Origin of the sequence: Streptomyces sp. C (genome assembly GCF_000158895.1) — a bacterium.
Taxonomy (GTDB): domain Bacteria; phylum Actinomycetota; class Actinomycetes; order Streptomycetales; family Streptomycetaceae; genus Streptomyces; species Streptomyces racemochromogenes.
Window position 1 is genome coordinate 973,509 of record NZ_GG657750.1, and the last position, 11,672, is coordinate 985,180.

Annotated in this window: 12 protein-coding genes; 8 read left to right on the forward strand and 4 right to left on the reverse strand. The window is 73.3% G+C overall.

The genetic code is table 11. The features are described from left to right. Together SSNG_RS04315 and SSNG_RS04320 are read right to left on the reverse strand one after the other, a co-directional pair. Positions 1 to 1,396, reverse strand: a 1,396-nt coding sequence (locus SSNG_RS04315) for a DUF6421 family protein (RefSeq protein WP_007262578.1), incomplete at its 3' end; no start/stop codon positions are given. Positions 1,397 to 1,609: 213 nt separating this feature from the next. Further along, on the reverse strand, positions 1,610 to 2,752 hold the full coding sequence (locus SSNG_RS04320) for an LLM class flavin-dependent oxidoreductase (protein ID WP_042800518.1): 1,143 nt from the start codon (positions 2,750 to 2,752) through the stop codon (positions 1,610 to 1,612). Between the two features lie 49 nt (positions 2,753 to 2,801). On the opposite strand from SSNG_RS04320, the gene SSNG_RS04325 reads away from it, so the two are divergent. After that, positions 2,802 to 3,452, forward strand: coding sequence for a PadR family transcriptional regulator (locus SSNG_RS04325; RefSeq protein WP_206731277.1), 651 nt, complete (start codon positions 2,802 to 2,804; stop codon positions 3,450 to 3,452). A 190-nt stretch (positions 3,453 to 3,642) separates the two neighbouring features. Then, complete coding sequence (locus SSNG_RS04330) at positions 3,643 to 4,335, forward strand: glycerophosphodiester phosphodiesterase family protein (RefSeq protein ID WP_007262581.1); 693 nt, start codon at positions 3,643 to 3,645, stop codon at positions 4,333 to 4,335. Positions 4,336 to 4,354: 19 nt separating this feature from the next. Here the strand turns inward: SSNG_RS04330 and SSNG_RS04335 are convergent, their stop codons facing one another. Continuing rightward, positions 4,355 to 4,897 (reverse strand): GNAT family N-acetyltransferase, encoded by a 543-nt coding sequence (locus SSNG_RS04335; RefSeq protein WP_007262582.1) that lies wholly within the window; start codon positions 4,895 to 4,897, stop codon positions 4,355 to 4,357. A gap of 146 nt (positions 4,898 to 5,043) precedes the next feature. Between SSNG_RS04335 and SSNG_RS04340 the strand changes: the two genes are divergently transcribed. The 4 genes from SSNG_RS04340 (at position 5,044) to SSNG_RS04355 (ending at position 7,996) form a co-directional block, all read left to right on the forward strand. Then, complete coding sequence (locus SSNG_RS04340; protein ID WP_206731278.1) at positions 5,044 to 5,586, forward strand: DUF5134 domain-containing protein; 543 nt, start codon at positions 5,044 to 5,046, stop codon at positions 5,584 to 5,586. Between the two features lie 101 nt (positions 5,587 to 5,687). Further along, complete coding sequence (locus SSNG_RS04345) at positions 5,688 to 6,626, forward strand: M56 family metallopeptidase (protein WP_007262584.1); 939 nt, start codon at positions 5,688 to 5,690, stop codon at positions 6,624 to 6,626. Between the two features lie 34 nt (positions 6,627 to 6,660). Next, positions 6,661 to 7,326, forward strand: coding sequence for a phosphatase PAP2 family protein (locus SSNG_RS04350; RefSeq protein ID WP_007262585.1), 666 nt, complete (start codon positions 6,661 to 6,663; stop codon positions 7,324 to 7,326). Between the two features lie 37 nt (positions 7,327 to 7,363). Further along, a complete protein-coding gene (locus tag SSNG_RS04355; RefSeq protein WP_042800519.1) occupies positions 7,364 to 7,996 on the forward strand; it encodes a TetR/AcrR family transcriptional regulator in 633 nt (210 codons plus the stop codon). A 6-nt stretch (positions 7,997 to 8,002) separates the two neighbouring features. Here SSNG_RS04355 and SSNG_RS04360 read toward each other — a convergent pair whose 3' ends face one another. Continuing rightward, positions 8,003 to 9,490 (reverse strand): hypothetical protein, encoded by a 1,488-nt coding sequence (locus SSNG_RS04360; protein WP_007262587.1) that lies wholly within the window; start codon positions 9,488 to 9,490, stop codon positions 8,003 to 8,005. Positions 9,491 to 9,566: 76 nt separating this feature from the next. On the opposite strand from SSNG_RS04360, the gene SSNG_RS04365 reads away from it, so the two are divergent. Together SSNG_RS04365 and SSNG_RS04370 are read left to right on the forward strand one after the other, a co-directional pair. Then, the gene (locus tag SSNG_RS04365; protein ID WP_007262588.1) at positions 9,567 to 10,223 is read left to right on the forward strand and encodes a DUF305 domain-containing protein; all 657 of its coding nucleotides are present in this window, start codon (positions 9,567 to 9,569) and stop codon (positions 10,221 to 10,223) included. 52 nt (positions 10,224 to 10,275) lie between these two features. Beyond that, entirely contained in the window at positions 10,276 to 11,652 is a 1,377-nt protein-coding gene (locus tag SSNG_RS04370; RefSeq protein ID WP_007262589.1) for an FAD-dependent oxidoreductase, read from the forward strand. Positions 11,653 to 11,672: the final 20 nt, after the last annotated feature.

The window sequence follows — 11,672 nt, forward strand, 5'->3', positions numbered from 1 at the left end:
CCCGCTCGGTGTCGTCCGCGTTCGCCGGGGTGATGCCCTTGGTGGAGGCGATCACACCCTTGAGCTTCTTGGCGAGGGCCTCGTAGAACATGCTGAGGGGAAACTCGTCGGGAAGCACGTCGTCCACGAGCTTGCGCGGCGGCTGCGTCAGGTCCAGGGCGTCGGGGCCCTTGGCCCACTTGGAGCCCGGGTGCGGGGCGAGGTAGGTGGAGACCAGCTCGTAGGCCTTGAACCAGTGGACCAGCTTCGGGCGGTCGATGCCCGCGCGGTAGAGGTCCTCGATCTCGGCGCACAGCTGGTTGGTGACCTGCGGGGCGCGCATCCAGTCGATCTTCAGCTTGTTGTCCGTCCAGCGCACGACGTCGTGCTTGTGGAGGTACGCGAAGAGCAGCTGGCCGCCGAGGCCGTCGTAGTTGCGGTTGCGGTCACCGGAGACCGGGAAGCGGAACATCCGGTCGAAGAGGACGGCGTACTGCACGTCACGGCCGTGCTCGTTGCCCTCGGACTCCAGCTTCACGGCCTCCTTGAAGGCGGTGAGGTCGCAGCGCAGCTCCTCCAGGCCGTACATCCAGAACGGCTGGCGCTGCTTGATCATGAAGGGGTCGAACGGCAGGTCGCCGTGGCTGTGGGTGCGGTCGTGGACCATGTCCCACAGGACGAAGGCCTTCTCGCAGCGCTCCTGGTCCTCGACCATGCGGGCGATGTCCTCGGGCAGCTCGATGCCCAGGATGTCCACAGCAGCGCTGGTGACCTTGCGGTAGCGGGCGGCCTCGCGGTCGCAGAAGATGCCGCCCCAGGTGAAGCGCTCGGGGGCCTCGCGCACGGCGATGGTCTCCGGGAAGAGCACGGCGGAGTGGGTGTCGTAGCCCGGGGTGAAGTCCTCGAGGGTGATGCCGAGGAAGAGCGGGTTGTCGTACCGGGTGCGCTCCAGCTCGGAGAGCCACGCGGGCCACACCATCTTCAGGACGACGGCCTCGAAGTTGCGGTCCGGGTTGCCGTTCTGCGTGTACATCGGGAAGACCACGAGGTGCTGCAGGCCGTCGGCGCGCTGGGCGGCCGGGTGGAAGGCCAGCAGGGAGTCGAGGAAGTCCGGCACGCCGAAGCCCTCGGCGACCCACTTGCGCAGGTCGGCGACGAGCGCCGCGTGGTACGCGGTGGCGTGCGGCAGCAGCGGGGACAGTTCCTCGACGGCACCGGCGACCCGCTCGACGGCGGCCTCGACGTCGGCGCGGGCGGGGGCGCCCTCGGCGTCGAAGTCGATCGATCCGTCCTTGGCCTGCCAGGGGCGGATCTCCTCCACGGCGGCCTTGAGCACGGGCCAGGCGGGGTGGTCGACCACCCGCGCGCCAGCGGTTATCACGGCACCGCCGGAGCCCGGCACAAGAGTTTCCGTCATGTCACTTCCTCCACAGGAGAACCTCGCGTTAAGACAGCGTATGCATGCGAGGCTCCCCTGCTCAAGAGGAATCTAAGGAAATTATCCTGTGGGACCCCCCACTCCACCGGAAGTCTTCCCGTAACTCACGGTGGAATCCACCACTCCGCCTAGTAGTTGACCCGTTCGGCCCCCACCGGCGGCACGGCGAAAAGAATCAGGGAACTCCCCTGCTCAGGCGGGGTCCGCACCGCCGCGCCCCTCCCGGAAGTGCGGGATGACCTTCTCCCCCCACTGCCGCAGGGTCTCCAGACAGGCCTCCTGCGGCACCGTCCCCATCTGCACCAGGCACATCACCTCGTCCGCCCCCGCCGCCCGCAGCCGCTCCACGTACGCGATGGCCTCGTCCGCGCTCCCGTAGGCGTGGTCCGCGTGGAAGGTGGCCGTGGAGGTCGGCCGCACCGGGATGTCCAGCTCGTGCAGCCGGGCCACCACCTGCTCGGCGGCCCGGCGCATCTCCGCCGCCTCGTCGGCGCCGGCCACCACCGCCTCGTCCGGGATCCCCGCGCCGCCGTACCAGTGCCCGATGGACTGCGCGAAGAACCGCTGCCCCCGGACGCCGATCCGGCGCGCCTCCCCGGGGTCGTCGAGCACGATGGTCGGGCAGAGCACCGAGAAGTGGTCGTTGACGGCCGTGGAGACGAACCGGCTGCCGTCGCGGGCCGCGAGCGCGGCGTCGTACACGGCCCGCATCCCCGCGATGGACTCCGGCCCGGCGAAGCCCATCACCAGGGCCCCGACGCCCAGTTCGGCGGCCTGCACCAGGGTCTCGCTCCGGCTGCACGCCAGGAACAGCGGCGGATGGGGCCGCTGGGCCGGGCGCGGCAGGATCGGGTGCGGGTCGATGTCCAGCAGCTCGCCGTGGTACTCCAGCTCCTCCTCCTGCCAGGCCTTCCCGATGATCCGCAGCGCCTCCTCCACCTCGGCGGTGGTGCGCTCCCGGTCCACCCCGCACAGCGAGGTCTCCTGTTCCGTGCCGCCGCGCCCGGCGCCGAGGTCGAGCCGCCCGCCGGAGAGCAGGTCGAGCATCGCCGCCCGTTCGGCCACGCGCACCGGGTGGTTGAAGTTGAAGGGCATGCACACGACGCCGTGGCCGATGCGTATCGTGTGCGTCCGGGCCGCGATCCAGGTCAAAAAAACCTCCGGGGCGCTCATGTGTGCGTACCACTTCAAGGAGTGGTGCTCGACGGCCCAGATCCGGTCGAATCCCATGCGTTCGGCAAGGACCGCCTGCTCGACGCAGTCCCGGATGACCTGGTGTTCCCGTTCCACGGTCGGATCGGCCAGCTGAGCCTCGAAGATCACGGAGAATTTCACAATGCCTCCAGGGATGCGTCCCGTGCCCGGTCTTGCTTCGATTAGAAATATGACTAGTAGTCAGACCTCGAAGAAGCAAGAGCTCCCGCCGACCGCGTGGGCGGTGCTCGGCCTGCTGTCGTTCCCCGGCGAGCGCACCGGCTACGAACTGAAGAAGTGGGCGGACTCGTCCCTGCGCTTCTTCTACTGGTCGCCCGCGATCAGCCAGATCTACGCCGAACTGCGCCGCCTGGAGGAGCTGGGCTACGCGGCCTCCGCTCGCTCGGGGCCCGAGGAGGTCCGCGCCAAGCGCCGCTACACCATCACGGAGGCGGGCCGCGAGGCCCTCGCGGGCTGGGCCTGCGACACCGCGGACGCCGGGCCTCCCGTCCTCAAGCACGGGCTGCTGCTGCGGATCTGGCTGGGGCACCTGGCCGAGCCGGAACGGCTGCGCGCGATGGTCGAGGACCACGTGGAGCGGACCCGGGGCGAGCTGGCCGCCGTACGGGAGGCCATGGAACACGCAGCGGACGTACCGGAATGGGCCTTCCCGGTACTCGCGCTGCGCTGGAGCGAGCGGCAGCACCTGGCCGAGCTGGACCTGGCCGGGGCCCTGCTCGACGACCTCCGCGAGGCCGCGGCACGGGCCGCCGACGCGGCCCCCGAAGCCGGGGAGCGGGCCGCCCGTCAAGCCGGCGGGGACGCGCCCACGCAGGGGTGACGCGACACGGCGCCCCGGGCCCGCCGGGCGGCGCGCACCCCTGGCGGGAAGCGGCCGGAGGGCTTCCGCGGGGCCCTGCACGACCGGTCCCATCGCGCGCGGGGCGCACTAGCATGCGTCCTCACCGCGCGCGGCCGGTCGGGACACCGCGACCGCGCGGGGAGCCGCCCTCGACGGAAGCGAGAGAACCTTGACTTTCCTCACCATCGGTCACCGCGGGGTCATGGGTGTCGAGCCGGAGAACACCCTGCGCTCGTTCGTCCGCGCGGAACGCTGCGGGATGGACGTCATCGCGCTGGACGTGCGCCTCAGCAAGGACGGCGCCCTGGTCGTGCTGCACGACGCCGAGGTCGACCGCACCACCGACGGCACGGGCGCCGTCGCCGACCTGACCCTCGCCGAGCTGCGCGCACTGGACGCCGGCCAGGGCGAACGCGTCCCGGTCCTGGAGGAGGTCCTGGACGCCGTCCGGATCCCGCTGCAGGTGGCGGTGCGGGACCGGGCGGCGGCCACCGCGCTGGCGGAGCTGATCGTGCGCCGCGACCTGGCCACCCGGGTGGAGGTGGCCTCCGGTGACGGCGAGGTGCTCGCGGCGGTCGCCCGGCACGCCCCCGGCGTCCGGACGGCCCTGCACCCGGAGCGGCCCGGAGCGGGCGCCGAGGACCTCGTGGACCTGGCGCTGGCGGCGGGCGCCCGCACCGTGGCCCTGGACATCCGCCGGCTCACCCTGGAGACGGTGGAGGCGGCCCACGCGGCGGGGCTGCGGGTGACGGGCCTGGCGGTCGACACCCTGGACCGGCTGCGGCTCGCGCGGGCCCTGCAACTGGACGGCGCGGCCACCGGTTTCCCGGAGATCCGCAGCACCGGCCGCTTCACCGCATAGGCGTACCGCGTACTGCGAACTACAGCGCCTTGACGAGCAGCTCGAAGGCCAGGTCGTCGCGGAGCGGCACGCCGAAGCGCTCGTCGCCGTAGGGGAAGGGGCTCAGCTCGCCCGTGCGTTCGTAGCCGCGGCGCACGTAGTAGGCGATGAGCTCCTCCCGCACGTTCACCACGGTCATCCGCATCTGCTGGGCGCCCCAGGTCTCGCGGACCCGGCGCTCGGCCTCCGCCAGGACCTCCTTGCCGAGGCCCGCGCCCTGGAGCCCGGGGCGCACGGCGAACATGCCGAAGTAGGCGTGGTCCCCGCGGTGTTCGAGCTGGCAGCAGGCGACGAGCTCGCCCGCGCGCTCCACCACCAGCAGGACGCCGTCCGGATCGGCGATGATCGCGGCCACGCCCGCCGGGTCGGTGCGCTGCCCGTCCAGGAAGTCGGCCTCCGTGGTCCAGCCGGCCCGGCTGGCGTCGCCGCGGTAGGCCGACTCGACGAGGGCCACCAGGTCCGGTACGTCCGCCTCCACGGCGCTGCGGAAGCTGAGGGCGGCGGCGGGCTGGGCGGTCGGCATCGGGGGCTCCGTTCATCGCGGCGGCATATGACATGCCGGGTACGGCAAGCAGAGCCTAACCCGGGTCGGCGTGAGGGCGGCGTGAGCAGGGAATCCCTTCTGCTGACGCCGACGAACCGGGAGGTTCCGCCGTGCACGGATCCGCGATGCCCCTCACCCTGGCCTGGATGCTCGTGGCGCTGTGCGCGGCGAGCGGCGGGTACTGCCTGCTGCGGTCGCGCAGAGCGGACCGGCGCACGCGCGGGGCGGCCGCCGGCGAGGCGGTGATGGGCTTCGGGATGGCGGCGATGGCCCTGCCGGCGGACACCGGCCCGTGGGGCCCCTCGGTCCTGCTGGCCGTCTTCTGCGGGGCGGCGCTGCACGCGCTGTGGCTGCTGCGCGGCGGGGTGCACCACGCGCACCACCTGGTCGGCTCGCTGGCGATGGTGTACATGGCCCTGGCCATGACCGCCGGGCACGGGCACGGCCGGGCGGGGCTGCCCGTGGTGACGGGGGCGCTGCTCCTCTACTACGCCGGGTACGTGCTGCTGGGCGGGGCCCGGCTGGTGACGGCGGGCGGTGCGGCGCAGCCGGTGGCCGCGATCCCCGCGGGGGCCCCGGGCGGGGCGCCGGGCGGGGCCGGGGAGCTGACGCGGGCCTGCCGACTGGCCATGGGGACGGGGATGTTGGCGATGCTGCTGGCCATGTGAGGCCGCTGGTACGGGTGTCGGGCCGCGGCGGTGACGTGTCCTGCGTCACCAATGCCCCGGGCCCGTACCGTGGGCGGGGCCGCGCTCATAGGCTGGCGGACATGATGGTCCCCGCCGCTCTCCTGCTGCTCGGCGCACTGACCGCGGTGCTCGCGCCCCGCCTGCTGGCCCGGGCCCAGTGGCCCGAACGCGAACCGGTGGTCGCGCTGTGGGTGTGGCAGTGCGTGGTGGCCGCGACCCTGCTGTGCCTGGCGCTGTCGATGCTGCTGAGCGCGGCCGCCGCCTGGCAGGCGGTACGGGGCCGGCTGTTCGCCGTGGCCCCGCACGGGGTGGCCGACGCGTACGCGCTGGGCGCGGAGGGCGGTGCCTGGGCCGCGGGTACGGCGCTGGCGCTGGCCTGCGGGGGCCTGTGGACCGGGGCGATGCTGGCGCGGGAGGTGCTGCGGGCGCGGGCCCGGCGGCGCGCCCGGGGGGCCGAACTCCTGGTCCGGGCCCCGCTGCTGCCCGGCGAGGACCCGGCCGCGGCGCGCCTGGTGGTGCTGGAGGGTCCGCGTCCGGAGGCCTGGTGGCAGCCCGGGGCGGCGCCGCGGCTGGTGGTGACCACGGCGGCGCTCGGCCGGCTCAAGGGCAGCCAGCTCGACGCGGTGCTCGCGCACGAGCAGGGGCACGTGGCGGCCCGGCACGACTGGCTGCTGCACTGCTCGCGGGCGCTGGCCCAGGGGTTCCCGCAGGTGCCGGTGTTCGCCGCGTTCGAGGCGGAGATGCACCGGCTGGTGGAGCTGGCGGCCGACGACGTGGCCTCGCGGCGCTACGGCCGGCTGACCGTCGCCCTGGCCCTGGTCGGACTGAACGAGGACCGGGGCGTGTTCGGGCCGTGCGGGCCCGAGGAGGCACACGTCCCGCAGCGGGTGCGGCGGCTGCTGTCGGCCCCGCCGCGCCTGTCGCCGGCGCGCCGGCTGAGGCTGGCGGCGCTGGCCGCGCTGGTTCCGGCCGTTCCGCTGCTGGTGGCCTTCGTACCGGGGCTGAGCGCGCTGGCCTGAAACGCGCGGCCCGCGTGCTGACAGGATCAAGGGCATGCGGAACACGTGGCTTTCGAGGGCCGGGGTGGGCTGCGCGCTGCTCGCGGCCGTGCTGACCGTGCTCGTGGTGGCCGGCCGGCCGCCCCTGATCTCGTACGACGACCGGCTCGCGCGGGACCTGCACGCCTATGCCGTCACCCATCGCGGGGTCACCCACCTCGTACGGGTCCTCTCCGACTGGGTCTGGGACCCGTGGACGATGCGCGCCCTGGCCGCCCTGGCCTGCCTGTGGCTCTGGTGGCGCGGGGACCGCTCGCGGGCGGTGCGGGTGGGGGCGGCGGTGCTGGTGGCCGCGGCGGTGCAGCAGGGGCTGAAGGCGCTGACCGGCCGGGCCCGCCCGGAGTGGCCGGATCCGGTCGCGACGGCCCACTTCTCGGCGTACCCCTCGGGCCACGCGGTGACGGCCACGGTGGTGTGCGGGCTGCTGTTGTGGCTGCTGCCCGCGAAGGCGCCGGCGGGCGCGGTGGCCGCGGCCTGGACGATGGCGGCGGTCTCGGTGCTCGGGGTCGGCTTCACCCGGCTCTACCTGGGCGTCCACTGGTTCACGGACGTGCTCGCGGGCTGGCTGCTGGGCGTGGCCGTGGTGTCGCTCGCGGCGTTTCGGCATGCCTGCTCGGGGCGATCCCCCGCGTCGCCCCGAGCAGACGGTCCCGCGCGCTGAGTATATTGGCTCGGAGCCAGTCAACGCAGGAGTAAGCATGGTCCCGCGCAGCCCGTCGGTCAATGAAGAATTGCGCAGACGTTCCCGGGAGCGGCTGCTGCAGGCTACGGTCGAACTGGTGGCCGAGCGCGGGTACGAGGCGACGAAGCTCGGCGACATCGCCGACCGGGCGGGCGCGGCGCGCGGCCTGGTCTCGTACTACTTCCCCGGCAAGCGCCAGCTGCTCCAGTCCGCCGTGCACCGGCTGATGCACCTGACGCTGGAGGCGGCCCTGGAGCGCGAGCCCCGCTCCGAGGACGGACGGGAGCTGCTGGCCCGGGCGATCGACGCGATCCTCGGGCTGGCCCGGGACCAGCCCCGGCTGATGCGCACGCACATGGCGGGCATCCTCCAGGCGGAGGGGTTCATCCGGTGTCCGGAGCAGCAGCGCCTGGCGGAGCTGCTGCGGGGGGCCGTCGCGGCGTACGGCTCGGCGGACGTGGACACCGACTACCCGCTGCTGCGGGCGCTGCTGATGGGGGCGGTGGTCGCGGTGCTGCTGCCGGGGGCGCCGATGCCCGCGTCCCGGCTGCGGGCGGAGCTGTTCCAGCGGTACGGGCTGGACTGGGAGCTGGGTGTCCCGCCGGACGGGGGGCCGCCCGGCGGAACGTTTCCCCCTGGTGCGGGGTGACGGCCGTCAGTGGTACTCGGGCTGGCTCTGCACGTTGAGCCGGTCCATCCGCACCCACTTGGCGCTCTCGGTGCGCCAGTCGTCGAGCCTCAGCACGTCGAGGCCCTTGACGATGTCGTTCGAGTAGATGTGCCCGTTGTAGTAGTACGCCGACCACGAGCCGCCGAGGCCCAGCTGGTCGGTGCTGAGCGGGCCGCGCTCGAAGTAGCCGATCTCCTTGGGGGCCGTGGAGTCGGTGAAGTCCCAGACCGAGACGCCGCCCTGGTACCAGGCCTGGACCATGATGTCGCGGCCGCCGCCGACCGGGATCAACGAGCCGTTGTGGGCGACGCAGTTCTCGGTGTCGGCCTGGTGGCGCGGGATCTTGAAGTAGCCCTTGAAGACCAGTTTGCGCTGGTCGCCGCGGCCGGTGATGTCGTAGATCCCGTCGGCGCCCCGGTTGGGTCCGGTGGCCTCGTTGCAGGTGGCGCCGCCACCGCCGCCGAGTTCGTCGGTGAACACCACCTTGTTCGCCCGCTCGTTGAAGGTCGCCGAGTGCCAGAACGCGAAGTTGACGTTGTCCTGGACGCGGTCGATGACCCTCGGCTGCTCCGGCTTGCTGATGTCGAAGAGGATGCCGTCGCCCATGCAGGCGCCCGCGGCCAGGTTCTTGGACGGCAGCACGGTGATGTCGTGGCAGCCGGTGGTCTTGGAGACGCCGGGGTTGGTCGGCGCGCCCGGGTTGCCGCCGTCCGGGAAGAGCACCGGGAAGCCGACGACGGCGGCCCGGGTCGGGGCCTTCTTCGGAACCTTGACCACGGAGATGCCGTCGTGCGGCGGCTTGCAGTCCGGGAAGGCCTCGTTGGGCGAGTACGAGGAGACGTAGAGGTAGATGTCGCGGCCGCCGGGCACCAGGGTGTGGGTGTGGGATCCGCAGGCGGTCTCGACGGACTTGATGTACTTGGGGTTCTTCTTGTCCTTGATGTCGAAGATCTTGATGCCCTCCCACGAGGACTTCTCCGTCGCGGGCTGCGAGACGCTGTTGCAGGAGTCGTCGCTGCGGGAGGAGTCGGTGGAGAGGAACAGCAGGTCGCCGGAGACGGAGATGTCGTTCTGCCCGCCCGGGCACAGGACCTGGGTGACGACCTTGGGCGACTTGGGATTGGCGATGTCGTAGATGGTGAAGCCGTCGTAGCTGCCGGCGTAGGCGTAGTCGCCCTGGAACGCCAGGTCGGAGTTGATCCCGGCCGGGTTGGCGCTGGGGATGTTGGCCAGGGGTTTGAGGTTGGCGCTGTGCACGATCTCGTCCTTGCCGGGGATCTCCCCGGGGGCGAGTTCGCGGTCCTGAGCGGGGGCGGCGTTCTGCCGGGATCCGGGACCCGGGGTCAGGTCGCCCGGGTCGGGGGTGGCGGCCGCCGGTCCGGCGGTGGCCAGGAGCGTGGTGAGGAGTCCGGCGGCGGCCAGCGCCGCCCCCAGACTCCGGTGGCGCACTCTGACGCTGCGGTGCGAGGTCACTGTGCCTCCCGTGGGGGCCCGTACGTTTCGCTCCTCCTGGGAACGGAACCTGGACCCCGGCAGTATCGTGCTTTTCATGGACATGGCAAACGCATTAGTCGGCCGATTCCTGGGGGCGGCCCTGACCGCCGGCCTCCTCCTCACCGTCACCGGATGCCAGGACGAGGACGCGGGCTCGCGGGCGGCGGGCGACGGCTCGCCGGTGGTCGTCGCCCCCGGGAAACCGGGCGGCCCGGCCCGCACGCTCACCCCCGAACAGGCCGCGGAGGAACGCCCCGACGACAGCCCCAACGCGGCCGACCACGCGTACGTGCGGCACATGGTCGAACACCACCGGCAGGCCCTCGCGATGAGCGCCCTCGCCCCCGGCCGGGCCTCGGCGGACGGGGTGAAACGGCTGGCGGAGCGGATCTCGGCCGCGCAGGGGCCCGAGATCGGGGCCATGGAGAAGTGGCTCTCCCGGTACCCGGCGCCGGGCGGCGGCTCCGGCGGCCACGACCACGCCGCGATGCCCGGCATGGCGACCGAACAGCAGCTGGCGGAGCTGACCGCGGCCAAGGGCGCCGACTTCGACCGGCTGTTCCTGCGGCTGATGACCGCCCACCACCAGGGGGCGCTGAAGATGGCGGGCGAGGCCCTCGCCCAGGGCAACAACACCGCCGTGGAGGAGATGGCGAACGAGGTCGTGGCCACCCAGAGCGCCGAGATCGAACGGATGCGCGCGTTGGGCTGACGGGTACGGGGGCCGGTGGCATCCTGGGAGCACCTGCGGGAGGAGTACCGCCGTGCTTCGTGTCGCCGTCGTCGGTTCGGGCCCGAGCGGGGTCTACGCCGCCCAGACGCTGGTCCAGCAGCGGGAGGTGCCGGGCGTGCGGGTCGACGTACTGGACCGGCTGCCGGCCCCCTACGGCCTCGTGCGGTACGGGGTGGCCCCCGACCACGAGAAGATCAAATCGCTGACCGGAAATCTACGGTCGGTCCTGGAGGACGAGCGGATCCGCTTCCTCGGCGACGTGGAGGTCGGCGGCCGGGGCCTGCCGACCGCGCGGCTGCTGGAGCTGTACCACGCGGTGGTCTACTGCGTGGGCGCCGCCCGCGACCGGATGCTCGGCATCCCCGGCGAGGACCTGGCCGGGGTGCACTCCGCGACGGCCTTCGTGTCCTGGTACAGCGGCCACCCGGACGCCGGCCCCTTCGACCTGGGCGGGGTCCGCTCGGCGGTGGTGGTCGGCGCAGGCAACGTGGCGGTGGACGTGACGCGGATCCTGGCCCGGGGCGTGCCCGAACTGGAGCCGACCGACATGCCCCAGCCCGCGCTGGGCGTGCTGGCCGCCAGCGGGGTGCGGACGGTGTCGATGGTGGCCCGGCGCGGCCCCTCCCAGGCCAAGTTCACCACCAAGGAGCTCCGCGAACTGGGCACGCTGCCCGGGGTCGGCACCCGGGTGGACCCCGCCGAGCTGGCCCTCGACCCGGCGTACGACGACCAGGGCGCGGCGGCGGCGCTGCCCGCGGCGGTCCGGCGCAACCTGGACGTGCTGCGCGGCTGGTCCGAGGCCGGCCCGGACGGCGGCGGCGCAGCGGCGGCCGCCGCCCGGGACATCCGGCTGCGCTTCTACCTGCGGCCGGTGGAGGTGCTGGGCGGGCCCGACGGCCGGGTCCGCGGGCTCCGCTTCGAGCGGACCGCCCCGGACGGCCGGGGCGGGGTGACGGGGACGGGCGCGTACGAGGACGTCGAGGCCGAGCTGGTGCTGCGCTCGGTGGGGTACCTGGGCGTGCCGCTGCCCGGGCTGCCCTTCGACGCGGCCACCGGGACCGTGCCGCACGCGGCGGGCCGGGTGGTGCGCGACGGCCGGGCCTCGGTGGGCGAGTACGTGGCGGGCTGGATCAAGCGCGGCCCGACCGGGGTGATCGGCACCAACCGGCCCTGCGCCAAGGAGACGGTGTCCTCGCTGCTCCAGGACGCGGGCGCGCTGGCCCGCCGCGACCTCCCGGAGGACCCGCTGGACGCCCTGCGGGCGGCGGGCCTGCACCCGGTGGAGTGGCCCGGCTGGCTGTCCATCGAGGCGGCCGAGGAGGCCCTGGGCCGCTCCCTGGGCCGCCGCTCGGTGAAGATCCCCGACTGGACGGGCCTGCGCACGGCGGCGGGCCGGAGCGGCTCCTAGGGGGTGTCCGCAAAGTGGCG

Bases quoted from the DNA above. Each gene is read 5' to 3' on its own strand.
- SSNG_RS04325 (WP_206731277.1), top strand. From the start codon at position 2,802: ATGACTAGTAGTCAGACCTCGAAGAAGCAAGAGCTCCCGCCGACCGCG.
- SSNG_RS04335 (WP_007262582.1), bottom strand. From the start codon at position 4,897: ATGCCGACCGCCCAGCCCGCCGCCGCCCTCAGCTTCCGCAGCGCCGTG.
- SSNG_RS04340 (WP_206731278.1), top strand. From the start codon at position 5,044: ATGCCCCTCACCCTGGCCTGGATGCTCGTGGCGCTGTGCGCGGCGAGC.
- SSNG_RS04345 (WP_007262584.1), top strand. From the start codon at position 5,688: ATGATGGTCCCCGCCGCTCTCCTGCTGCTCGGCGCACTGACCGCGGTG.
- SSNG_RS04350 (WP_007262585.1), top strand. From the start codon at position 6,661: ATGCGGAACACGTGGCTTTCGAGGGCCGGGGTGGGCTGCGCGCTGCTC.
- SSNG_RS04355 (WP_042800519.1), top strand. From the start codon at position 7,364: ATGGTCCCGCGCAGCCCGTCGGTCAATGAAGAATTGCGCAGACGTTCC.
- SSNG_RS04365 (WP_007262588.1), top strand. From the start codon at position 9,567: ATGGACATGGCAAACGCATTAGTCGGCCGATTCCTGGGGGCGGCCCTG.